This window comes from Methylobacterium currus (assembly GCF_003058325.1).
Taxonomy (GTDB): Bacteria; Pseudomonadota; Alphaproteobacteria; order Rhizobiales; family Beijerinckiaceae; genus Methylobacterium; species Methylobacterium currus.
This window is the reverse complement of the sequence record NZ_CP028843.1, coordinates 4,307,843-4,331,431: the sequence shown is the minus strand read 5'-3', so window position 1 is coordinate 4,331,431 and position 23,589 is coordinate 4,307,843. Positions and strand designations below refer to the sequence as shown.

14 protein-coding genes are annotated in these 23,589 nt (G+C 71.8%); 6 read left to right on the top strand and 8 right to left on the bottom strand.

All coding sequences use genetic code 11. The features are described 5' to 3' along the window. The first annotated feature begins 119 nt into the window (after positions 1 to 119). Complete coding sequence (locus DA075_RS20105; protein WP_093567541.1) at positions 120 to 416, top strand: FAD assembly factor SdhE; 297 nt, start codon at positions 120 to 122, stop codon at positions 414 to 416. A 270-nt stretch (positions 417 to 686) separates the two neighbouring features. Further along, positions 687 to 4,289 carry a transcription-repair coupling factor gene (mfd, locus tag DA075_RS20100; RefSeq protein ID WP_099954723.1) on the top strand — a complete coding sequence of 1,201 codons (3,603 nt, stop codon included), beginning with the start codon at positions 687 to 689 and terminating at the stop codon, positions 4,287 to 4,289. A 245-nt stretch (positions 4,290 to 4,534) separates the two neighbouring features. On the opposite strand, the gene DA075_RS20095 is transcribed toward mfd, so the two are convergent. The 3 genes from DA075_RS20095 to DA075_RS20085 form a co-directional block, all read right to left on the bottom strand. Next, a complete protein-coding gene (locus DA075_RS20095) occupies positions 4,535 to 5,551 on the bottom strand; it encodes a fatty acid desaturase (RefSeq protein WP_414468160.1) in 1,017 nt (338 codons plus the stop codon). Positions 5,552 to 5,922: 371 nt separating this feature from the next. Next, positions 5,923 to 8,073, bottom strand: a complete 2,151-nt coding sequence (locus tag DA075_RS20090; RefSeq protein WP_099954721.1) for a TonB-dependent receptor — start codon at positions 8,071 to 8,073, stop codon at positions 5,923 to 5,925. 320 nt (positions 8,074 to 8,393) lie between these two features. After that, entirely contained in the window at positions 8,394 to 9,158 is a 765-nt protein-coding gene (locus DA075_RS20085; RefSeq protein WP_099954720.1) for a DUF502 domain-containing protein, read from the bottom strand. 87 nt (positions 9,159 to 9,245) lie between these two features. Between DA075_RS20085 and DA075_RS20080 the strand changes: the two genes are divergently transcribed. Further along, positions 9,246 to 10,124: a DUF6925 family protein gene (locus DA075_RS20080; RefSeq protein ID WP_099954719.1), complete on the top strand. Its 879-nt coding sequence runs from the start codon at positions 9,246 to 9,248 to the stop codon at positions 10,122 to 10,124. Positions 10,125 to 10,543: 419 nt separating this feature from the next. On the opposite strand, the gene DA075_RS20075 is transcribed toward DA075_RS20080, so the two are convergent. Continuing rightward, positions 10,544 to 10,696, bottom strand: coding sequence for a TFIIS helical bundle-like domain containing protein (locus DA075_RS20075; protein WP_099954718.1), 153 nt, complete (start codon positions 10,694 to 10,696; stop codon positions 10,544 to 10,546). 75 nt (positions 10,697 to 10,771) lie between these two features. Beyond that, a complete protein-coding gene (locus DA075_RS20070) occupies positions 10,772 to 11,668 on the bottom strand; it encodes a histone deacetylase family protein (protein WP_099954717.1) in 897 nt (298 codons plus the stop codon). A gap of 522 nt (positions 11,669 to 12,190) precedes the next feature. Here DA075_RS20070 and DA075_RS20065 point away from each other — a divergent pair. After that, positions 12,191 to 14,101 carry an autotransporter assembly complex protein TamA gene (locus DA075_RS20065; protein WP_232388561.1) on the top strand — a complete coding sequence of 637 codons (1,911 nt, stop codon included), beginning with the start codon at positions 12,191 to 12,193 and terminating at the stop codon, positions 14,099 to 14,101. Positions 14,102 to 14,110: 9 nt separating this feature from the next. Continuing rightward, positions 14,111 to 18,418 (top strand): translocation/assembly module TamB domain-containing protein, encoded by a 4,308-nt coding sequence (locus tag DA075_RS20060; RefSeq protein WP_244936241.1) that lies wholly within the window; start codon positions 14,111 to 14,113, stop codon positions 18,416 to 18,418. 42 nt (positions 18,419 to 18,460) lie between these two features. Here the strand turns inward: DA075_RS20060 and DA075_RS20055 are convergent, their stop codons facing one another. After that, the gene (locus tag DA075_RS20055; protein WP_164712417.1) at positions 18,461 to 19,867 is read right to left on the bottom strand and encodes an MFS transporter; all 1,407 of its coding nucleotides are present in this window, start codon (positions 19,865 to 19,867) and stop codon (positions 18,461 to 18,463) included. 89 nt (positions 19,868 to 19,956) lie between these two features. Between DA075_RS20055 and DA075_RS20050 the strand changes: the two genes are divergently transcribed. After that, positions 19,957 to 20,853 (top strand): LysR family transcriptional regulator, encoded by an 897-nt coding sequence (locus DA075_RS20050; protein WP_099954713.1) that lies wholly within the window; start codon positions 19,957 to 19,959, stop codon positions 20,851 to 20,853. Positions 20,854 to 20,857: 4 nt separating this feature from the next. Here DA075_RS20050 and DA075_RS20045 read toward each other — a convergent pair whose 3' ends face one another. Continuing rightward, positions 20,858 to 22,441 (bottom strand): amidase, encoded by a 1,584-nt coding sequence (locus tag DA075_RS20045; RefSeq protein WP_164712415.1) that lies wholly within the window; start codon positions 22,439 to 22,441, stop codon positions 20,858 to 20,860. After that, positions 22,438 to 23,520 (bottom strand): pyrimidine utilization protein A, encoded by a 1,083-nt coding sequence (gene rutA / locus DA075_RS20040; RefSeq protein WP_099954712.1) that lies wholly within the window; start codon positions 23,518 to 23,520, stop codon positions 22,438 to 22,440. Before rutA ends, DA075_RS20045 begins: the two co-directional genes overlap by 4 nt. Positions 23,521 to 23,589: the final 69 nt, after the last annotated feature.

Sequence of the window (23,589 nt, the reverse complement as noted above, 5' to 3'; positions counted from 1 at the left end):
CGCGGGATCGCCATATGAGTGTCGCATCCCGCGCCTCACGCCCCATATCAGGCGGAGGGTTTCGCACCCGCGCCCCGGGCGGTAAAGCCGCACGGACCAGCCCGAGGAACTGTCCCGCGATGACCGGTACCACCCGCACCAGCGCCGACCTCGATCCGCGCCGCCGCCGCACCCTCTACCGCTCCTGGCACCGGGGCACCCGGGAGATGGACCTGATCATGGGCCGCTTCGCGGATGCCGAGATCGGGACGCTCACGGAGGAGGAGCTCGACGATTTCGAGCTGCTGATCGAGGTGCCGGACCGCGACCTCTTCCGCTGGATCACCGACGAGGTGGAAGCCCCGTCGAACTACGACACGCCGGTCTATCGCCGGATGAAGGCCTTCCACCAGCACGGGGCGCCGGTGGATCTGTGAGGCGCCACGCCTAGCCCTCCCCCCTGCGGGAAAGGGTGGCCTACGAAGTAGGCCGGGAGAGGGGATGCCGCTTCCGGAGAGGCCGCGACCGTCATGAAGGGCGCCACATCCTGCGGCGTCGCGATCCCCTCTCCCGCCCCTATCCGGGGGGCGCCCTCCCCCGCAGAGGGGGGAGGGTTTATCCCGCGCTTCATCCTGGCGCCCGACCGACCCTGCGAATCCACGATCCCCTGCGCGAGCAGGCTCCGCTGAAGACTCAACAAAAACCTGATGGCCAAGCCCGCTCCCAAGCCCCCCGCCCCGCCCGCAGCTCCGAAAAAGCCCCCGGCCGCCCGCTTCGCCCTGCCGAAATCCGCGGCGCTGACCCGGGCCGTGGAGGCCCTGAAGGCCGGCGACAGCGCGACGCTGGCGCGCGTGCCGGACGGGTTCGACGCCCTTGTGGTCGCCGACCTCGCCCGGGCCCTGTCGCAGGTCGCGGAAGGCCCGGCGGTGCTGGTCCATGTCGCCCGGGACGGCACCCGCTCGGCGGCCTTCGCCAGCGCGCTGGCCTTCGTGGCGCCCGAGATCGAGGTGATGAGCGTCCCGGCCTGGGACTGCCAGCCCTACGACCGGATCTCGCCGAACCCGGCCATCGCGGCGCAGCGCATGACGGCGCTCTCGCGGCTCGCGCGCACCCGCTCCTCGGCCGAGAAGCCGCGCATCCTCACCACCACGGTCAACGCCCTGGTGCAGCGGGTGCCGCCGAAGTCGCGCATCGCCGTCGAGACTTTTTCCGCCGCGCCCGGCAACGCCCTCGACACCGACCAGATCGTCGCCTGGCTCGAAGCCAACGGCTTCCTGCGCACCGGCACCGTGCGCGACACCGGCGAATACGCGGTGCGCGGCGGCATCATCGACCTGTCGCCGCCCGGCTTGGCCAACCCGGTCCGCCTCGACTTCTTCGGCGACACCCTCGAATCGATCCGCGCCTTCGACCCCGAGACCCAGCGCACGATTGGGCAATTGCGGTCCCTCGACCTCGTGCCGATGAGCGAGGTGCAGCTCACCACCGAGACGATCCGGCGCTTCCGCCAGGGCTACGTCACCACCTTCGGCGCGGCGACCCGCGACGACCGGCTCTACGAGACGATCAGCGAGGGGCGGCGCTATGCCGGCCTCGAGCACTGGATGCCGCTGTTCTACGACCGTCTCGACACGCTGTTCGATTACGTCGCCGGCGTGCCGCTGATCCTCGACCATCAGGCCGACGACGCGGTGGCCGAGCGCCTGTCCCAGGTCCAGGAATATTACGACGCCCGCTGCGAGGCGCTGAAGGAGCGCCAGAGCGGCACCGCGCCCTACAAGCCGCTTAAAGCCGACGCGCTCTATCTCTCGCCGAACGAGTGGGCGAAACGCATCGAGAGCGCGACGGTCGCCCGCCTCGCCCCCTTCGATGTGCCGGAGGTCGCTGGGCGCCGGCTGATCGACTGCGAGGGAGCGCCCGGCCGCAGCTTCGCGCCGGAGCGGGCGCAGGAGGGCGTCAACGTCTTCGACGCGGCGGTGAGCCATGTCCGCGACCTGCAAGGAGCCGGGCACCACGTCGTCCTGGCGGCATGGTCGGAGGGGTCTCGCGACCGCCTCTGCGGCGTCCTGACCGAGCACGGCCTGCCGAAGCCGAAGAGCATCACCCGGCTCTCCGACATCCTGGCGATGAAGCGCGGCCAGGATATCGGCGTCGCGGTCTGGGGGTTGGAGGCCGGGTTCTCCGCCGGCCAGCTCGCCGTGGTGGCGGAGGGCGACATCCTCGGCGACCGCCTGGTGCGGCCCAAGCGCAAGGCCAAGCGGCCCCAGGACGTGATCCTGGAGGTGCAGGCACTGGCGCCCGGCGACCTCGTGGTCCATGCCGATCACGGCATCGGCCGGTTCATCGGGCTCAAGACCGTGACGGCGGCCGGCGCCCCGCACGATTGCCTGGAGATCCAGTATAGCGGCGGCCTGCTGCTGCTGCCGGTCGAAAATATCGAGCTTCTGACCCGCTACGGCTCGGAGGATGCCGACGTCGCCCTCGACAAGCTCGGCGGCGGGGCCTGGCAGGCGCGCAAGGCCAAGCTCAAGCGCCGGATCATGGAGATGGCCGGCGCCCTCATCAAGGTCGCGGCCGAGCGCTTCCTGAAATCGGCGCCGAAGATGGCGCCGCCGGAAGGGACCTACGGCGAGTTCGCCGCCCGCTTCCCCTACGAGGAGACCGAGGACCAGGAGGCGGCGATCGCCGCGACGCTGGGCGACCTCACCTCCGGCCGGCCGATGGACCGGCTGGTTTGCGGCGATGTCGGCTTCGGCAAGACCGAGGTGGCTCTGCGCGCCGCCTTCGTCACCGCGCTCTCGGGCAAGCAGGTGGCGGTGGTGGTGCCGACGACGCTCCTGGCGCGCCAGCACGCCCGCACCTTCGAGGCCCGGTTCAAGGGCCTGCCGGTCAACGTCGCCCAGGCCTCGCGCTTCGTCGGCAATGCCGACCTGAAGAAGGTGCGCGAAGGCCTCGCCGACGGCTCGGTCGACATCGTGGTCGGCACCCACGCGTTGCTCGCGAAAAATATCACCTTCAAGGATCTCGGCCTCATCATCATCGACGAGGAGCAGCATTTCGGCGTCGCCCACAAGGAGCGGCTGAAGGCGCTGAAATCCGAGGTGCACGTGCTCACGCTCTCGGCGACGCCGATCCCGCGCACGCTCCAGCTCGCCATGACGGGGGTGCGCGAGCTCTCGATCATCGCCACGCCGCCGGTCGATCGCCTGGCGGTGCGCACCTTCGTGATGCCGTTCGATCCGCTCTCGATCCGCGAGGCGCTCCTGCGCGAGCGCTATCGCGGCGGCCAGGCCTTCTACGTCGTGCCGCGCATCGAGCACCTGGAGGAGGTCAAGCGCTTCCTCGACCGCGAGGTGCCCGAGGCCAAGGTGGCGGTGGCCCACGGCCAGATGGCGGCGGGCCAGCTCGAGGACGTGATGACGGCCTTCTACGACGGCCAGTACGACATCCTGCTCGCCACCACGATCGTCGAATCGGGCCTCGACATCCCGACCGCCAACACGCTCATCGTCCACCGCGCCGACATGTTCGGCCTCGCCCAGCTCTACCAGCTGCGCGGCCGCGTCGGCCGCTCCAAGGCCCGGGCCTACGCGCTGTTCACCACGCCGGAGGGCAAGACCCTGACGGTGCAGGCGGAGCGCCGCCTCTCCGTGCTGCAATCCCTCGACACGCTGGGCGCCGGCTTCCAGCTCGCCAGCCACGACCTCGACATCCGCGGCGCCGGCAACCTGCTCGGCGACGAGCAGTCCGGCCACGTCAAGGAGGTCGGCTACGAGCTCTACCAGCAGATGCTGGAGAGCGCGGTGGCGGCGCTGAAGTCCGGCAACGCCCTGCCGACCGACGAGCAATGGTCACCGACCATCGCGCTGGGCGCCCCGGTCACGATGCCGGAGGACTACGTCGCGGATCTCTCGGTGCGCCTCGGCCTCTACCGCCGCCTCGCGACGCTGGAGAACGACCAGGAGCTGGAGAGCTTCGGCGCCGAGCTGATCGACCGCTTCGGCCCGATGCCGCCGGAGGTCGAGCAGCTCCTGAAGATCGTGACGATCAAGATCCTGTGCCGCGAGACCAACGTCGAGAAGGTCGAGGCCGGCCCGAAGGGCATCGTCATGCACTTCCGCGATCGTTCCTTCGCCAACCCGGCCAAGCTCGCCGGCTACATCGCCGACCAGCGCTCCTTCGCCAAGGTGCGGCCCGACATGAGCGTGGTGTTCATCCGCGACCTCGCCACGGTGGCCGAGCGGCTGAAGGAGACGACGGCGATCCTGCGCGATCTGGTGAAGCTGATCACGAAGAGGAAGGCGGCCTGAGAGGCATGGGGACGGTCTCAGGCGGACTTGCGTGGGTAGGCCAACGCAAGTCCGCCTGAGTGTCTGCCGTGTCGCAGGTTTTCTGTCGCCGGACCGGCGGCCGGTTTCGCGAAACCCGCTCGGGCGCCGTCCTCTCTCGGGCGCGGGGACGATCCTGCATGACCGCGCCGGAGCGGCGGATGACGGGAGACGGTGCGTAAGCCCCGCAAGGCGGCGCGCGACCCAAAGCGCCGCCGCCCCGGTTTTCAAGCGGCCTGGAGCGTCCGCACCCCTGAGAACCCGATCAGCTTGCGGGCGTCCTCGTCCCAGAGGGCGAGCCCGAGACAGCGCAGGCTGTCGCGCAGCGTCAGCCGGCCAACCTCGCTGAGCGTCGCATGGCCGTCGAGGCATTCCTGGAGACGGTAGTTCGGGATGCGGCTGTTCAGGTGATGGATGTGGTGCAGGCCGACATTGCCGGTGAACCATTGCAGCACGGCCGGCAGGACGTAGTACGAGCTGCCGCCGAGGGCCGCGCGGTGGAAGTCCCAGGCCTCGGGTCCCTCCCAGACGGTCTCCTCGTACTGGTGCTGGACGTAGAACAGCCAGCCGCCGACCCAGGCGGCGACACTGACGACCGGCAGCAGCACCCAGAGCACCGGCCCGATCCCGCCGGCCGCGACCGCGAGAGCCGCCACCATCGCGGCGAGCGCGAGGTCGAGGGTCAGCACGTCCCGCCACGCGGTGCGCCAGGGCAGGCCGACCCCGAAGGGAAGCCGCTGCAGCACCAGGAAGTTGAGCGGCGAACCGAGGACGATCAGGATGAACGGGTTGCGGTAGAGCCGATAGCGGAGCCGGTGCCAGCGCGACAGGGCGAGATATTCGCGCACGGTCAGCGTGTGGATGTCGCCCGTGCCGCGGCGGCTGAGGTCGCCGGTGGAGGCGTGGTGCAGGGCGTGCGCGCGCTTCCAGCTGTCGTAGGGCGTCACCGTCAGGAGGCTTAAGCACCGGCCGAGCCGGTCGTTGGCGGTGCGGGAGGGCAGGAACGAGCCATGCCCGCAATCGTGCTGGATGATGAACAGCCTGACCAGCAGGCCCCCGGCCGGCAGGGCGAGCGGAAGGACCAGGAGCGCGTAGCCGCTCGCGGCCGCCCAGAGCATGAGGGCGCAGAGGGCCAGGTAGGGCAGCAGCGTGTTGGCCAGTTGCCGAAGGGCGAGCCGGGGAACGGGGTCCCGATAGGCTGCGCAATGCCGGGCGACCTCGCGCGCGAGCACCGCGACGTCGATCCGGGATGCTCCGCCCCCGGTCCGGCTGGTCGCAGCGGGGTTCGTTGTGTCGTCTGTCACGGTTGGCCGGCAATCCTGTCTGGTGATCGGTCGGGCGTGGTGGACCTCGACCCGGCATGGAGGCCCCGCGGCATCCGCCGCGGACGGATCGCCTCCGACGGCGCCTGTCGGGGACGAGGTGATCCACGAAAGAGGAAGATGGGGGCCGGAGGCGGGCCCGGGATGGCCGGGCCGCTTCCAGGTAGGGCGGCTCCCCATAGCATCATTCGCGCCGGCCGGGAGAGATGCCTGTTCCAGGGATGCTGCGGCACGATCGCGTCCGGCCCGCGCATGGCCGGCCGAACGATCCTCGCCGGAAGGGGGCGCCCGCTCTAGAACCGCGCGATCACCTGCACGCGCACCGTCCGCGAGGCGCCGGGCGAGATGTTGTTGTTGGCATCCGCCGTCGCGATGTAGCGCCGGTCGAACAGGTTCTCGATGTTGACCTGCGCCCGCACCCCCTCCGACACCTGGTAGAACAGGCCGAGGTCGAACCGGGTGACGCTCGGCAGGCGCACGGTGTTGTCGGACGACGCGAAGGTGTGGGTCTGGTTGATGACGCCGATGCCGACCGCCAGTTCCGGCGTGATGGCGAACTTGTTCCACAGGGTGATGGCGTTGAACGGCACCAGGGCCACCGTGTTGCCGGCGCGGATGGCGGTCGAGCCGGAGCTGAAGCCGTTGACCACCCTTGCGTCGGTGAAGGCGTAGCCGCCGGCGATCTGCCACCATTCGGTGATGAAGCCGTTGGCGCCGATCTCGGCGCCCTTGGTGTTGGTCTGTCCCGTGGTGAGGAAGTAGCCGGGCCGGTTCGGGTCGGCGAATCGCTGGTTGGTGCGGTCGAGGTCGTAGAGCGCCGCCGTGAGCTGAAGCACCGGCGAGACGTCCCACTTCGCGCCGACCTCGCGGTTCTCGAACCGCTCCGGCACCGCGATCGAGAGGCCCGGGGTCAGGGAGGAGAACTGGTCGCCGGCGGACGGCAGGTAGGAGACGCTGTAGCTGCCGTAGAAGGCCAGGTTCTCCCACGGCTTGACCACGAAGCCGGCCCGCGGCGAGACCAGGTCGTCGATCCGCGCGGTGGTGACCTGGGTGCCACGGTCGGTCGACGCGAAGTCGAAATGGTCGTAGCGCAGGCCGCCGATCAGCTGCAGGTGCGGCGAAATCTCGACCTGGTCCTGCACATAGGCCGCGGCGAGGCCGAGGTCGTAGCGGCTGTTGTTGCCGCCGTTATAGCGGAAATTCACCGGCACCCGCGAGACCGGCGAGAGCGGGTTCACCACCAGCGAGGTCGTGCCGGTGGTCGAGAAGAAGCCGTCCTGCCGGAAGGCGAGGCCGGTCTGGTAGCCGAGCTCGAATCCGCCGAGGAGGGTGTGGGCGAGCGGGCCGGTGGCGAACTTGTAGGTGAAATCGTTCTGGCTGAAATAGTTCATGCGCGGTGTCGTGTTGTTGTAGGCGCTCAGGGTCATGCTGGTGCCGGCGGCGTTGACGGCGCTGCCCGGAAACACGTTCTGGTAGAATTTGTCGTAATCGGCGAAGCGCAGCTGGCTGTGCAGCTGCACGCCGGATTCGAAGCGGTGGTCGAGGGTGGCGGTGGCGATGTGGGCATCGACCCGGGCGTAGCTGAGATCCGGGTTGCCGAAGAAGGTCCGGGTATTCTCGCGGTAGCGGTAGGGTCGTCCGAATTGCGAGGGGATGCCGCGGTCGGTGACGCGGTCATCGTGAAAATACTCGTAGGAGAGCTTGAGCGTGGTGTCGGGCCCGAGGACCAGCGTCCCGGTCGGGTTGATGCCGGTGCGGCGGATATGGCCGAAGTCGCGGTAGGTGCCGGTCTCCTCCACCACCCCGTTGAGGCGGACAAACGCCCCGTCCGAGAACCGGTCGCCGATGTCGAGGGCGAGGCGCTTGTTGTCGAAGGCGCCGCCCTGGGCGACGATCTCGCGGATCGGCAGCCCATCGGCCTCCTTCAACACCCGGTTGATGATTCCCCCGCCGCCGCCGCGGCCGAAGATCATCGCGTTCGGGCCCTTCAGCACCTCGATCCGCTCGATGTTGTAAAGGTCGCGGAAATACTGCGCGTCGTCGCGGATGCCGTTGACGTAGAAATCGGCGTTGGAGCGCTGGCCGCGGATCACCACGTCGTCCCGGTTGCCCTCGCCCTGGTGCGGGATCACCCCCGGCACGTAGCGGATCGCCTCGGTGAGGCTCTGGAAGCCCTGGTCGCGGATCTGCTCCCGCGTCACCACGGTGACCGCTTGCGGCGTGTCGATCAGGGGCGTGTCGGTGCGGGTCGCCGAGGCGGTGCGCCGAGTGAGGTAGCCGACCGTGTCGCCGCGCCCGCCGGCCCGGAGCCCCGCCACATCGATCGTCTCGAGCGCCAGTTCGCCCTCGGGCGGGACGGGCTGCTGCGCCAGGGACGCCGCGGGCGCCAGCATCGTGGTGGCGAGCAACAGGGTGGCGCGGGCATGCGCGGCCGGCTTCGTCATGGCGGATCGTCCGAAAGATGAGATGACCGTCTCGCAGGGAGCGCCCTGGTCTTGCGAGACCTTTCGGCCTTGGCAGCGAAGAGCCGGCTCCGCAACGGCGGAACTGTCAGAAACCAACAGAGCTTGTTTTTATCTATTATAAGATAAAGTCGGGACGAGATGCGGAAGCGCTTGGCCGCGCTGCATTACCGCCGGTGATTTGCAATCGTTCAAGGAAGCGTCGCCGTTGCGAGCCGGCGCACCTGTTGCTGAAATGCGTCACATCGGTAACGCCGCCGTATCCGGCGGATGACCGCCCGTCTCTCGAACGTGGGGCGGCGTCAGGCGTCCATCCGGTCCCGCGCCGGCACGTCGATCGGGCCGACCTGGGCGGCGCGCAGGCCCGCCGCCATCGCCTGCAGGCGGGTCTGCGGATCCTCGGGCTGGATCACGCCGGCCGACATCACCAGCTTGGCGGCGTCGTCGACGCTGATCGACAGCTCGATCACCTCGGAGCGGGGCAGGTAGAAGAAGAAGCCGGTGGTCGGGTTCGGGGCGCAGGGCAGGAACACGCCGACATGGTCGAGCTCGGATCCCAATGCCGTCTGCACGTCCGGCCCGGCCGGCGCCGACAGGAACACGATCGACCATGTGCCCTTCACCGGGAACTCGACCAGGCCGACGGTCCGGAACGAGGTGCCGCTGGTGGAAAACAGCGTCTCGAAGACCTGGCGCAGGCCGCGATAGAGGCCCGAGATCACCGGGGTGCGGGCGAGCAGCACCTCCCCGAACTCCACCACCGAGCGGCCGACGAGGTTGGCGGTCAGCGCGCCGAGGGTCGTCAGCGCCACGAAGGCGATGACGAGGCCGAGGCCCGGCACGCTGAACGGCAGGTAGTGGTCCGGCAGGTAGGCCGAGGGCACCAGCGGCTTGACCCAGCCGTCGATCAGGCTGATGCACCACCAGGTGATGTAGATCGTGATCGCCAGGGGGCCGGCGACGATCACGCCGGTGAAGAAGTAGTTCCGCAGGCGACCGCGGACGCTGACCCGCTTGCGGGTGGCCGGCGGGTCCGGATCGGGGATCAACGGCGAGGTTTCCGACACGATCTGCGATTCTCGACCCGGGCAGGCGCCCCCTGCCCCCGAAGAGGTAGCGGTTTGCTGCGCTGCGCTCAAGGCGGGGAAGACCCTTTGTCGGTCCGGCCGCAGGCCGATGCGGACGCTCTGCGGGCGGTCCTGCGTCAGGCCCTGGCCGATCCGATGCCGACCTGGAGCCTCGGCGGCTACGGGGCGGGCGCCACCTTCCGGCGCGATCCCGACGAGCCGGCGGACCTTCCTTCCGACGGGCGTCCCGGCCTCGTCACGCCCCGCGGCGCCCTGGTGCTGGGGGAGGCCGACACCCTCGTGCCGGTGGCCTACGAGACGGCGCTCGGCGGCGATGGCTGGAGCCAGGCCCTCGCCCTGTGCCGGCCGCTCGCCCTCCTGCCGCCCTGCCCAGACCCGGTGGTGAGCGAGCTCGGCCCCGACGACGAGGCTGCCCGCGCCGACGATCGCGACGGGGTGCTGTTCTGCCTCGGCCTGCCCCTGCGCCAGGCCCGGCTCCTCGCCCGGGTGCGGGGCGCGGCCGTCCCGGTGCTACGCGCCGCCTGCGGCCACCCGGCCGGCGCCGCCCTCTGGGCGCGCCTGCCGGGCCTCGGGGCGGTGCTCGTGGCGGCATCGGGCCGCGCCCGGATCGAAATCGTGTTGCCCGACGCGCATCCGGGGCCGCGGGCGCTCTGGTTCGACAAGCTCCTGCGCCAGGGCCGCCTGCACGCTGCCACGGCGCCGATCCCGGCGGGCCTCGCCCCGGTGATCCACCTGCACCCGCCCCATCCGCTGACGGAAGCCGGCTACGATCACGGCCGCCACGCGGCCTTCCAGGGTTTGCTGGCGCGATGGGGCGATCCGACGCTGGTCGCGCTCAAGACCAGCATCCTCGCCGGGGAAACGGTAGCGGTGCCGGACTCACGGGCGGCGCGGGCGGTGGCCCGGGTTGCGCAGACGCAGAAAAAGTATCTGGCATTGTCGTGAGTGGTCGTGGATGGCAATATTTGAAATGATCGGCCGGTTGGATTTTTCCATCATCGCGCGCGCGACCCCAGGACGAGTTCGCAAATGGGATAAAGAGACGTATTCGAAATGCGTGCGAAATCACTCGCGAGACTAAGAAAAAAGGCCGCTCTTGCGAGCGGCCCGAAGTCTAGGGAGGAAACGCCCAAAGAGGGCTGCAGGGCCGCGACGCCATCGCGACCTTGCACTGCAAAAGATAGGGGCCTGGCGCCGTTTCGCAAGTGCGAAAGCGCACCGATGGTGGATTTTCTCCCAAACGATCGCGCCCGTGCAAAGCGGCGACACCCCCGCCGGGGGCCGGCGGGGGTGTCGCGTCCGGTTCGCGGAACCGTCGTGTCAGCAGCGCAGGCCTGTCGCGTCAGCGACGCGGGCCCGAAGCGTCAGCGACGCAGGATCTTGGTGACGAGGCGGCCGACGAGATTGCCGGAGTCATTATAGGTGACCCGGTCGTCGTAAGGGCCGCGGCCGTCGGGACGGGTGCGGGGGTCGTCGTTCCCCAGGATCTTGGTGACGATCCGGCCGATGAGGCTCATCGTATCCTCCGAGTGCGCTGACATGGGTCTTCGAGGGATCAACGGCGAAACAGCCTCGGCCGTTCCGGTCCTCCGTCAGGCCATCTCTGCCATCGCCTCGAAGACCAGGGCGTGGCGGGCCGCCAGCGCCTCGATGTCCGTCGCGTAGCCGCCGCCGATCACCGCGACGAGCGGGATGCCGCGCCGGCGCGCCTCGCCGACCACGTGGGCCTCGCGCCGGCGCAAGCCGTCGTCGGTGAGCGCCAGGCGGCCGAGCCGGTCGTCGCGGTGGGGGTCGACGCCGGCATTGTAGAACACGAGGTCCGGGCGCTGCGCGTCGAGGAGGCGCGGCACGTGGAGGGCGAGCGCCGCCAGGTAATCGTCGTCGGACAGCCCGTCGGGCAGGCCGACATCGAGGTCGCCCGGCACCTTGTCGGTGGGGTAGTTCTTCTCGGCATGCATCGAGAAGGTGAACAGGTCGGGCTCGTTCCGGAGGCAATCGGCGGTGCCGTCGCCCTGGTGCACGTCGAGGTCGATGACGAGGGCCCTGCGGATCGTGCCCTCGCCCCTGAGGGCGAGCGCCGCCACCGCGACGTCGTTGAAGACGCAGAACCCCCGTCCCCCGTCCCGCCTTCCGTGATGGCTGCCGCCCGCGGTGCTGCCGGCCAGCCCCCCTTCGAGCGCCAGCCGCGCGGCCAGCAGCGTGCCGCCGCAGGCGGCGAGCGAGCGCCGCGCCACCCCGGCATCGACCGGCAGGCCGATCGCCCGCTCGACCGCCCGAGGGACCGTGCCGGTGACGACCTGCTCGACGTAAATGCCGTCATGCGCGAGACGGATCAGGTCCGGGCTCGCGGGCTCGGGTGTCACGAAGCCCTCCGGCACCAGGCCCCGGGCCTCGATCGCGGCGGCCAGGCGCCCGTACTTGCCCATCGGGAAGCGATGACCCTCCGGCAGCGGGGCCTCGTAGGCCGGATGGAACACGATCGGGACCATGCAGCAGACCCTGTGGACAGCGGGGGCAGGACGGACACGCTCAACGCGCCGGCCTCGTGGTCAGCAGGCGCGACCGCGCGCCGCGGGCAGACACGATCTCTTCGCCGCTGCCAGAGGGTTAGCGCGCCGCCCGGCCCCGGTCCAACCTGCGGATCCGGACGGGTCCGGCTCCCTCTCCGCTCGTTTATGCTCTAGCTTGTCCCGGGACCGGGCCAGCCAATGGACACGGTTTGGACACGAATTCCCCCGACCCTTAGGGAAGACGACGCCGAAGGGGCGCTCCGTCGGGGGCAAGGCGAAGGCGGGGCGAAGGACTGCATCCCGTCAGGGACGCGCCGCTGGCGTGGGATTGAATTCTCGGCATCGCCTCGGGGGCGGAGCCGGCAAGCACGGCCGGGGGGCATGCGGGATCGGGTCGAACGTTGCGGCGCAACCAGTGTGCGTCCGTCATCGGGGAGTGTGGGCGCCGGGATGGCTCGCGCCCGATTTGTTCGCGTTCTCGGGCTCGGCCTCGCACTCGGCATGGGTGCGGCGGAGCCGGCGCGGGCCTTCGACCTGTTCGGCCTGTTCGGCTCCGAGGAGCCGCCGCCGGCGCCGAGCCCGGCCGCCCTGCCCTACGCGGTCCGTTTCCAGGGCGTCGAGGATGAGGACCTGCTCCGGACGCTTCAGGACACGTCGAGCCTCTACCGCCTGCGCAACGACGCGCCGCCGGACGGCGAGGGCCTTTTGCGCCGGGCCGAGGCCGACGCACCCCGCCTCGTCGATGCGCTCTGGGGCTTCGGCTATTACGCCGGGACGGTGAGCTTCCGCATCGAGGACGTGGTGCTCGGGGGCGATGCCGCCGCCCGTCATGCCGTGCGCGCCGCCGAGGCCGCCCGCAACCGCAGCCTCGTGGCGGTCCGGGTCTCCGTCGACCAGGGCCCGCTCTACCACCTGCGGCACATCGCGGTGCTCGACCCTGCGGGCGTGCCCTTCCCAGCCGAGGCCGTGCCGGCCCGCCTCACCCGCCTCGACGACGAGGTGCCGGCCCGCTCCGCCACCGTGCTCGCCCGCGAGGCGGCGTTGGTCGACCATGTCCGCCGCCAGGGCCATCCCTTCGCCAAGGTGCTGCGGCGCGAGCCGGTGGTCGACCACGCCGCCCGCACCATGGACGTGACCTTCGTGGTCGATCCCGGGCCGAAGGCGGTCCTCGGCCCGATCACGGTCCGGGGGACGCAAGCCGTCGACCCGGCGGTGGTGCGCTCCTTCATCTATGCCGAGCCGGGCGATCCCTACTCGCCGCAGGCGCTCTCCGACATCCGCCGCTCGGTCTCGCGCATCGAGGCGCTCGGCGGCGTGCGGGTGCGGGAGGGCACGGCCCTCGACCCCGACGGCGGATTGCCGGTCTTCGTCGACGTGACCGAGCGGGCACCGCACATCGTCGGCGTCTCGGCCCGTTACTCCACGGTCGACGGGCCGGGGGTGCGCGCCTACTGGGCCGACCGCAACCTGTTCGGCGGCGGCGAGACCCTGCGGATCGACGCCGACCTGTCCTATCTGGGCCTCGGCACCGACTATTACGCCCGCCGCCGCAAGCTCGCGGGCATCGAGACCAACGGGCTGGGCGGACGGCTCGCCGCCACCTTCGTCAAGCCGGCCCTGTTCGGCACCCGCAACGACCTCATCGCCAGTGCCTTCATCGGCCGCGAGGTTCAGCAATCCTATCTCAGCGACGCGACCGGTGGCACGGTGGCGATCCGCCACCGCTTCGCGGACGCGTTCTCGGCGCAAGTCGGCCTCGACGGCCGGGTCGGCTCCGACCGCGACGCGCTGGGCCGGGTCGATTACGGGTTGCTGGGCCTGAACGCCGGCGTCACCTACGACTCGACCGACAGCCTGCTCGATCCGACGCGGGGCTTTCGCGTCACCGCCTCGCTGACCCCCTATGCGGGCCTCGGGAACAGCCCGGACCTGCTGATCGCCAAGGCTCAAGGATCGACCTACTACGCCTTCGACGAGGACGGCCGCTACATCCTGGCCGCGCGCCTCGGCTTCGGCTCGATCAGCGGCGCCAGCCTCGCCGACATCCCGGCCTCGCTCCGCTTCTTCGCCGGCGGCGGCGGCTCGATCCGGGGGTATTCCTACCGCACCGTCGGGCCGATCGGCCCCTACCAGCTGCCGATCGGCGGGCGCTCGCTGCTCGAAGGCTCGATCGAGGGCCGGATCAAGATCACCGACACGATCGGCATCGTGCCCTTCGTCGATGCCGGTACGGCCTTCGCCGGCACCCTGCCCGATTTCGACGAGCGCATCCGCGTCGCGGCGGGGTTGGGCCTTCGCTACTACACCGGCATCGGCCCGATCCGGGTCGATCTCGCGGTGCCGCTGAACCCCGACAAGCAGCTCAAGCAGCCGCCGGTCGCCCTCTACATCAGCCTCGGTCAGGCCTTCTGAATGATGCAGATGCGGGCCTCGCGCCTCCTCACCGCCGCCTTCGCCGTCGCCCTCCTGGGCCTCGCCTGGCTCGGCCATGCCGCCACCGGCGAGGCGGCCGAGGGCGAGACCACGATCCTCGGCGACCTCCTGTCCCGCGCCCTCTCGACCCCGACCTCTCGGGTCTCGATCGGCGCCGTCGACGGGGCGCTCTCCTCTGACGCCACGATCCGCGACGTCGCCATCGCCGACCGCAACGGCGTCTGGCTGCGCCTCGACACGGCGCGGCTGATCTGGCGGCGCACGGCGCTGCTCTCCCGGCGCCTGGAGATCGACCGGCTGGAGATCGGGCGCCTGGAGGTCCTGCGCCGCCCCCTGCCCTCCGCGACCCCGCCCTCGCAGGACAAGGAGGCCCTGCTGCCCGACCTGCCGGTCAAGGTGGTGGTCAAGGCCTTCGCGCTGAACGACCTCGTCCTCGGCGAGCCGGTTCTCGGCGAGGCCGCCCGGATCGGCGGGGCCGGCCAGGCCACCCTCGGCGACCCGCGCGAGGGCCTCGATCTCGGCTTCGGCCTGCGCCGCCTCGACAAGCCGGGGACCGTCACCCTGAAGCTCGCCTACGTGCCGGACACCGCTCGCCTCGAGGTGAAGCTCGCCCATGACGAGCCGGCCGGCGGCCTGGCGGCGCGGCTCATGAACCTGCCGGGCCTGCCGCCGGTCAGCCTCGACCTCGATGGGCGCGGCACGCTCGATGCCTGGAATGCCGCCCTCGCCTTCAAGGCCGGCGAGGGCATCGGCGCCGACGGCAAGGCCCGCATCGACCGGGTCGGGACGGAGCGGCGGATGGTGCTCGACCTCGCCTCGCGGGTCGAGGGCCTGATGCCCGGTCCCCTCGCGGCCATCTTCTCCGGCACCACCCGTCTCGACGGGGCGCTGCGCTTCGCCGACGCCGGCGCGGTGCAGGTCGACCGGTTCGAGCTCACCTCCCGCACAGCGCGGGTGGCGCTCAACGGCGGGGTCGACGCGGCGCGCAACGCCGACCTGACCCTCCAGGCCCGGGCGCTCCCGACCGAGGGCAGCGTCACCAAGGCGGGCGAAGCGACCCTCGAATCCTTCAATGTCGATGCGAGCGTCAAGGGGCCCCTCGACGCGCCTGCCGTGCGGGGCACCTTGCGGGCCGCCGGCCTGTCCGCCGCGGGCAGCCGGCTCGGCCGGGCGAGCGCCGACCTCGTCGCCGAGCCGCTGCCGCGCGCCTCCGAGGGCCAATCCTTCCGCCTCGCCGCCGAGGCGCATGTGGAGGGTCTCCATCTCGCCGACCCCGCCTTGCGCCGCGCGATCGGCCCTCAGGCGTCTTTCCGCCTCGCCGGCCGGATCGACCCGAACGGCGTCGCCGATCTCGACGCGGTGACCATCGAGGCGCCGACCGCCCATGCCCGCTATGCCGGCCGGATCGGCCGCGACGTGGTGGCGGGGACGCTCCAGGCGGAGCTGCCCGACCTCGCGGCCTTCTCCCTCGCCGCCGGCCGGCCGCTCGGCGGCCGCGTCGCCGTCAAGGCGCTCCTCTCCGGCGATCCCGGCCGGGCCGGCGTCACCGCCGACGTCGAGGCGAGCACCGAAAAGCTCGTCCTCGGTACCCCGGCCCTCGACCGGACGCTCGGCCGCGATCCGCGCTTCTCCGGACGCCTGACCCGCCTGCCCGACGGCTACGCCGTCCAGGCCGCGCGCCTGACCGGGCACGCCGTGACGGCCACGATCGACGGCCGCGCCACCGAGACCAAGGCCGACATGACCGGCCGGGTCGACCTCGCCGACCTCGCCACCCTCGATTCCGAGCTCGCCGGCCGGGCCGCGCTGGATGCCCGCCTCACCGGCTCGCTGGAGCGCCCCGACCTCGCCCTCGCCCTGGCGGCCCCGGAGGCCCGGGCGATGGGCCGCCCGGTCCGCGACCTCGCCGCCCGGGCGACGATCACCGACGCCACCGGCGCCCTCGACGGAACCCTGGCCCTGTCCGGCCGGGTCGACGGCAAGCCGCTCGCCGGCGACCTCCACCTCGCCCGCCGCGACGCCGACTGGCTGCTCGACCGCCTCAGCCTGACGCTCGGATCGGTCACCCTCACGGGTCGCGCGGCAGTCGATCCAGGCTCGCGCCTCGGCGAGGGCGAGGTGACCCTGAAGGCCGGCGACCTCGACGATCTCTCGACCCTGGCGCTCACCCGTCTCCAGGGCCGCCTCGACGCCGCGATCACCCTGTCCCGCGCCGGCGGCCGGCAGGATGCAAGGGTGCGGGCGACCGGCGAGGGCGTGCGCGGCGCCGGCGTGGCGCTCTCGCGCCTCGATGCGGATCTCTCCGGCACCGACCTCTGGACAAGCCCCCGGGTCTCCGGCCGGCTCAATGCCGACCGGCTGGTCGCCGGTGCCGAGACGATCGAGGCGATCCGCCTCGACGCCAAGCCGGCGCCCGACGGCAGCGACCTCGTGCTCCAGGCCCGGGCCCGGGGCTTCGCCCTCGACGGCGCCGCCCGGCTGATCCCGGCCGATCGCCCGCGCCTCGACCTCACCCGCCTCAGCGCGGTGCGCGGGGCCGACCGGCTGGCGCTCGCCGGTCCGGCGACGATCACGTTCCGGGACGAGGGCGTCACGATCGCAGGTCTCGCCATTGCCGCCGGCTCCGGCCGCGCCAGCGTCGACGGCACGATCGGTCAGCGCCTCGACCTGCGGCTCGGCCTGAAGGGCGTGCCGCTGGCGATGGCCCGCATCGCCTCGCCGAGCCTGGCCCTCTCCGGCACCCTCGACGCCGAGGCTCTGCTCGCCGGTCCGGCGGCCAGTCCGGAGGGGCGCTATTCCCTGAGCCTGTCGCGGCTCGTGACGCCCGAGACCCGCTCCGCCGGCCTGCCGCCGATCGACGCCAAGGCTTCGGGCCGGATCGAGGACGGCCGCGCCGGCCTCGACGGGACGGTGACGGCCGGCCGCGGCTTGCAGCTCGCTCTTTCCGGTTCGCTGCCCGTGGAGGCCGGCGGCGCCCTGTCGGTCCGCACCCGCGGCACCCTCGACGCGGCGCTCGCCAACACGCTGCTGGCGGCGGGCGGCCAGCGCCTCACCGGCCGGGTCGCCCTCGATGCCGGCGTGACCGGCACCCTCCAGGCGCCGAAGGTCGACGGCTCGGCGGTTCTCACCGGCGGTAGCTTCACCGACCCGCTCCAGGGCGTGCGCCTCACCGACGTCCAGGGACGAATCGTCGGCCGCGGCGACACGATCGTGATCGAGCGCCTGACCGCCGCCACCCGCAACGGCGGCACCGTGCAGGCTCAAGGGCGCGTCGCCGTCGAGCCGGCAGCGGGTTTCCCGGGCAACCTGACCATCCGGGCCGACCGGGCCGAGCTGGTCTCGAGCCCGCTGATGACGCTGATCTCCGGCCTCAACCTGTCGCTCACCGGGCCGCTCGCCCGCACCCCGCGGATCACCGGCCAGGTCGACGTCGTCTCCCTCGACGTCTCGGTGCCCGACCGCCTGCCCGCCACGGTGCAGCCGCTGCCGGGCATCCGCCATGTCAACGCGCCGCCGCAGACCCGCGCCCGCCTCGCGGCCCGGGCGAAGCGCGAGGCCGCGTCGCGGCGCGGGGCGAAGACCCCGCCCTTCCTCGCGACCCTCGACATCGCGGTGAATGCCCCCGGCCGCATCACCGTGCGCGGCCGCGGCATCGACGCCGAACTCGGGGGCAACTTGCGCCTCACCGGCACCTCGGCGGCGCCGGTGGCGAACGGCGCCTTCGCGATGCGCCGCGGCCGGATCCAGATCGTCGGCCAGCGCCTCGATTTTGCCCGCGGCCGCCTGACCTTCGCGGGCGACCTGACGGCGCCCGACCTCGACTTCCTGGCCCAGTCCCAGGCCGGCGACGTGACCGCCAAGATCGCCGTCACCGGCCCGGCGAACCAGCCCGACTTCGCCCTGACCTCCGAGCCGCCGCTGCCGCAGGACGAGGTGCTGTCGCGCCTCTTGTTCAAGAAGGCCTCGGGCGGCCTCTCCCCGTTCCAGGCGCTGCAACTGGCGCAAGGAGTGGCGCAGCTCTCCGGCGGCGCCGGCGGTCCCGACGTGTTCGAGAGCGCCCGCAAGGGCCTCGGCCTCGACAGCCTCGACATCCAGGCCGGATCGAAGGGCGGCGCGGCGGTCGGCCTGTCGCGGGCGCTCGGCGAGCGCGTCAATGTCGGCGTGCGCGCCGGGGCACGACCGGAGGACAGCGCCGCGACCATCACCTACGACGTGACCGGGCGGATCAAGGTGCAGGGCGAGGCCGGGGCGGATGGGCGCACGGCCGTGGGGGTGGGGGCGGAGTGGGAGTATTGACGCGCCGCAGGTGAGCCGGGCGCGCCCGCTTCGCATGGGGCTTCATCGCTGCCGCACCGCGTAGTCCGGGAGTAGGCGGCAGGCGCCGAGCCCGATCAATCCGGTGACGGCGGCGAAGCCGAAAACGGCCGCGAATCCTGCGCCGCTCGGGGTCGTCGGCGCCAGCACGCCGAGCACCGCCACGCCGAGCGCGAACCCGCCCTGACGCGCCACCATCGTGACGGCCGAGGCCATGCCCGCGGTCTCGGACGGCGCGAGGGCGACGATGGCCCCGGACAGCTGGGGATGCGCGAGGGCCGCCCCCGCGCCGACGGCCGCCATGCCGGCGAGGGAGCCGGCGAAGGCCGCCATGCCGGCGAGGGAGCCGGCGAAGGCCGAGGGGCCGGCAACGGCCGCTCCCGTCAGGACCGCGTTCCCGATGACGATCAGCGCGAGCGCGATGCCGAACGAGCGCCGCCAGCCGAAATTCCGAATCATGCGACCGCCCACCAGGGGCAGCACCAGCATGGGCAGCGTCGCGGCGAGCAACGCGACGCCGGCCGCCTGAGCGCCGAGCCCGCAGGCCGACATGAGGAAGACCGGCAGGTAGACCAGAACGGCCCAATAGCCTGCCGAGACGGCGAGCAGGAGGACGACGACGGCTTTGACACGACGATCCGACACAAGGGCCGGATCGATCAGTGGATGGTCGCGTCTGCGCTGCCTGGATGCGAAGATCAGAGCGAGGGAGAGACTGACGGCCAGGCTGACGACGCAGCGGACCGGGGTCCGGATCTGGAGACAGCTCTCGATCGCGAGGCCCAGTGCAAAGGTCAGGAGGACCAGTCCAGGCCAATCGACCGGAAGCCTCATTCCCGCCCGACCCTCGCCGACGAGGCGCGGCACGGCGAGCGCGATCAGCGCACCAGGCAGAACATTCGCGAGGAAAATCGCGCGCCATCCGAGCCAGGAGGCGAGCAGGCCGCCGAGGGTCGGCCCGAGCGCCATCGCGATGCCAGACAGGATCCCGATGAGGGCGTAGGCGCGCGCGCGCAGCGCGGCCTCAGGGAAGGCCGCCGCGATCGACGCGAGGGCACCGGTGATCAGGAGGGCCGCTCCGAGGCCCTGCCCGGCGCGGGCCACCCACAGGGCGGGCGCAGTCCAGGCGAGGGCGCAGGCAAGCGAGGCGGCGGCGAACAGCGCGTTGCCGAGCAGCAGCGACCGGCGCCGGCCGTAGCGGTCCGCCAGGGCCCCCGCGGCCAGCAGGGCGGCCGTGAAGGCGAGGCTGTAGGCGTCGATGACCCAGGCGAGGCCCGGTCGCCCGATGGCGAGGTCGCGGCCGATTTCCGGCATGACGACGACCAGGGCCGTCACGTCGAATTGCGTCAGGAAGGCCCCAAGGCCGAGCACGCAAGCGGTGAGGCGCGCGCGTCGATCCCAGATGACAGGGAGATTGTCGTCGATGCTCATGAGCGCGATCAGCGCGAGACTGCGGCATCGAAGCAAATGAGAGTTGCAACCGTCCGCATGAACCCGTTTCATGGGCCCGGACAATACCGATGCGCCGATTGCCCCCCTTCCCCGGTCTCGTGGCGTTCGATGCCGTGCTGCGGCATGGCAGCGTGACGCAGGCCGCCGCCGAACTCGGCCTCACCCAGAGCGCCGTCAGCCATCGCCTGCGCGGGCTGGAGGAGAATTTCGGCGTCCCGTTGCTGGAACGGCTGAATCCGGGCCTGCGGCCGACAGGGGCGGGCGAACGCCTCGCGCGGGAGATCGCCCCGCTGCTCGCGACGCTGGCGGGATTGCGGGAGACGGTGTCGGGCGAGCGGGCTTCGCGGCCCTTCCGGATCGGCGTCAGCGGCGCTCTGCTCGCGTGGTGGCTCTCGCCGCGCCTCCCGGACCTGGCCGCGGCCTTTCCGGCGCTCACGATCGAGGTGACGACGTGGGACAGCAGGCTTGGCGCCGCACAGGGCGAGACCGACCTGGCGCTGCACTGGATCCCGCGCGAGGCGCAGGGCGGCAGCCGGAGCGAGGTGCCGTTCCCGGCCGAGAGCGTCTTCCCGGTCGCCGCCCCCGTGCTCCGTCGCTCCAGCCTCGACGGCGACTGGCGCCGGCTTCCGCGGCTCGCGAAGGGGTACGCCGCCGACGGCATCGGCAACGAATGGTCCTGGTCGTCATGGCTCGGCGATGACGGACGACGCCCGCCCGCGATGCGATTTCGCGACATCGGCGGTGCCCTGCACGCGGCACAGGACGGCAATGGCATCGTCCTCGCCCGATCGCTCCTCGTCGCCGACGCGCTTCGCCGGCGCAGACTGACCCGTCTGGTGCGGCGGGCCGAGATGCGGCCCTGCTCCAAGATCCAGGTGGCGCGCTGGAGCGATCAGGCCGACGAGGTCGCCCCCGCGATGGCGGCCTGGCTCGTCGCGGCGGCGGAACGGACTCTCGGAGGGTGAGCGGTCACCGTTCCTCCGGCGGCGCCGCGAGGTGATGTCCCGTCTCCCGCTGGAACGCCGCCCCGACGCCCAGGCACAGGGCATCGTCATAGGGCTTGCCGACGACCTGCGCGGCGACCGGCAGGCCGGCCCGGCCGAATCCGGTCGGCAGCATCAGGGCCGGCAGGCCGATATAGTCGAACAGCATCGTGTTGCGCGGCAGCACCGCCTGGAGCGGATGGGACTCGCCGTCGACCTCGACCGTCAGGGTATCGAGCGACGCCGCCTCAGCCCCGAGGCCCGGGGTCACCAGCACGTCGACATCGCTCAGGGCATCGAGGACCTGCGCCAGCACGACGGGCCGGCGGCGTAAGGAGCGCAGGTAGTCCGTGGCGGAAAAGAGCCGGCCCTGCTCCATCCGGGCGCGGGTGCCGGGATCGAGCGCCGCCGCGCGGTCGAGGTCGGGCTCCTGGAGCGAGGCCAGTTCCGCCATCACGATCGTGTAGCCGTCCTGGTGGGCGGTCGCGACCGGTCCGAGATCGACCGGCACGAGGCGCGCGCCCTGTCGCTCCAGCTCCCGCAGCATCGCCTGCCAGCCGGCGAGCACGGCATCGTCCTGCATCGCCGTGAACCAGCCGTCCGGCACGCCGACCTTGAGGCCCGACAGCCCTCGCGCCCGGGCGGCGTCGTAGCGGCCCGCGGCGTGCGGGTCGGCGCCATCGGGGCCGGCGATCCAGGGCATCACCCGGGCGAGGTCCTCGGCCGAGCGGGCCATCGGGCCGACATGGTCGAGGGTCCAGGACAGGGGCGCGACGCCGGTGCGCGGCACCAGACCGCGGGTCGGCTTGAGGCCGGCGATGCCGCACCAGGCCGCAGGCGCCCGGATCGAGCCGCCGGTATCGGTGCCGAGCGCGAGCGGCAGCAGCCGGGCGGCGAGCGCCGCGCCAGAGCCGGTGGAGGAGCCCCCGGTCCAGCGCGTCCGGTTCCATGGGTTGGCGACCGCGCCGTAGCGCGGGTTGTGGGCCGAGCCGCAGGCGAATTCGGTGGTGGCGAGCATCGCCAGCGGGATCGCGCCGGCGGCCCTGAGCCGCGCCACCACGGTCGCGTCGCCTTGCGCCACCCGCGCGCCGGTGAGGCGCGAGCCGCAGGTCACGGGGGCGCCGGCGCAGTCGATGATGTCCTTGATGCCGAAGGGGATGCCTTCGAGGGGGCGGGCCTGCCCGGCCCTGATCCGCCGGGCGCTCTCCTCCGCCGCTCCTGCCGCGCCCGGCACCGGAGCCAGGACCGCGTCGCGGCCGGACGGGTGGCGGGCGATGCGCTCCTGCAACGCTGCGACGAGCGCCACCGGGTCGGTCGCCCCCGCCGCGTAGGCGGCCTGGAGCGCGCCGATCCCGAGGGCCTGGAGCGGGCCGCCCTCGACGGGCGGCAGGGGCGGCGTGACGGGCGCCGCCTCCCCGGTCGGTCCCGCGGCCTCCCGCAGGCGCTGCTCGGCATGGGCCGGCTCGGGCGCGTCCCGCTCCCAAGCGGAGGGCAGGTCCCGGGCCGGGGCGGCGTCGGCCACCGTGCCGGCCAGGATGGTGCGGGCGATGAGCGCGTCGGAGACCGTCACGCGGCGATCCCCCGTCGATCCTGCCGGCAGGCCATCAGCGGCTGGATCCGCGTGCCGAAGGCGTCGAGGCCGGCGAGAAAATCGTCGAAAGTCAGCATGATGCCCTTCACCCCCGGCACTGACGCCGCCTCGTCGAGCATCCGCGCCACCTTGGCGTAGGAGCCGACCAGCGTGCCCATGTTGAAGTTCACCGCGCCCTCGGGGAGGTTCATCCAGGTCGCGGTCGAATCGGCGGACGCGTTCTTGTCCTGGCTGCTCTGGTCGAGCATCCAGGCCAAAGCCGCCACGTCGGCCCCCTGGCGGTACTCCATCCAGCGCGCCTCCGCCGCCGCGTCGGTCTCGTCGGCGATCACCATCATCAGCACATAGGAGCCGACGTCGCGCCCGGTCCTGGCGGTGGCCTCGATCAGCCGGGCGCAGGTCGGCGCGCAGGCTTTCGGCGTGTTGAGGCCGGTGCCCAGGACGAAGTTGTAGTCGGCGTACTCGGCCGCGAAGTCCATGCCGCGCCCGCTCTGGCCGGCGGCGACGATCGGGATCGGGCCGGAGGGCGCGGGCTTCATCATGCATCCCTCCATCCGGAAATGCTCGCCCTGGAAGTCCGAATGACCGGTCTGCCACAGCTCCTTCATCACCCGGACGTACTCGGTGGAGTAGTCGTAGCGGTAACCGAAATAGTCGTCGCCGGGCCACAGGCCCATCTGCGAATACTCAGCCTTCTGCCAGCCGGAGACGATGTTCACCCCGAAGCGGCCGGGGGCGATGGAATCGATCGTGGTCGCCATCCGGGCGACGAGGGCCGGCGGCAGGGTCAGCACCGCGGTCGAGGCGAAGAGCGTGATCCGCTCCGTCACCGCCGCGAGGCCGGCCATCAGCGTGAAGGATTCGAGGTTGTAGTCCCAGAACTCGGTCTTGCCGCCGAAGCCGTGCAGCTTGATCATCGAGAGGGCGAAATCGAGCCCGTAGCCTTCAGCCTTCTGCACGATCGCCTTGTTGAGGGCGAAGCTCGGCTTGTATTGCGGGGCCGCCTCCGAGATCAGCCAGCCGTTGTTGCCGATCGGGATGAACACGCCGACATCCATGCGCGAAGCTCCGGGTTCCGGTGGGCGGCGATCAGGCCGTCCGGAGGGGCTTTGCAGGATCGGGGCCGT

What these genes read in the sequence shown, in the direction of transcription:
- DA075_RS20105 (WP_093567541.1), top strand. Translation starts at nt 120, where the DNA reads ATGACCGGTACCACCCGCACCAGCGCCGACCTCGATCCGCGCCGCCGC.
- mfd (WP_099954723.1), top strand. Translation starts at nt 687, where the DNA reads ATGGCCAAGCCCGCTCCCAAGCCCCCCGCCCCGCCCGCAGCTCCGAAA.
- DA075_RS20090 (WP_099954721.1), bottom strand. Translation starts at nt 8,073, where the DNA reads ATGACGAAGCCGGCCGCGCATGCCCGCGCCACCCTGTTGCTCGCCACC.
- DA075_RS20075 (WP_099954718.1), bottom strand. Translation starts at nt 10,696, where the DNA reads ATGAGCCTCATCGGCCGGATCGTCACCAAGATCCTGGGGAACGACGAC.
- DA075_RS20070 (WP_099954717.1), bottom strand. Translation starts at nt 11,668, where the DNA reads ATGGTCCCGATCGTGTTCCATCCGGCCTACGAGGCCCCGCTGCCGGAG.
- DA075_RS20065 (WP_232388561.1), top strand. Translation starts at nt 12,191, where the DNA reads ATGGGTGCGGCGGAGCCGGCGCGGGCCTTCGACCTGTTCGGCCTGTTC.
- DA075_RS20060 (WP_244936241.1), top strand. Translation starts at nt 14,111, where the DNA reads ATGCGGGCCTCGCGCCTCCTCACCGCCGCCTTCGCCGTCGCCCTCCTG.
- DA075_RS20055 (WP_164712417.1), bottom strand. Translation starts at nt 19,867, where the DNA reads ATGAGCATCGACGACAATCTCCCTGTCATCTGGGATCGACGCGCGCGC.
- DA075_RS20050 (WP_099954713.1), top strand. Translation starts at nt 19,957, where the DNA reads ATGCGCCGATTGCCCCCCTTCCCCGGTCTCGTGGCGTTCGATGCCGTG.
- rutA (WP_099954712.1), bottom strand. Translation starts at nt 23,520, where the DNA reads ATGGATGTCGGCGTGTTCATCCCGATCGGCAACAACGGCTGGCTGATC.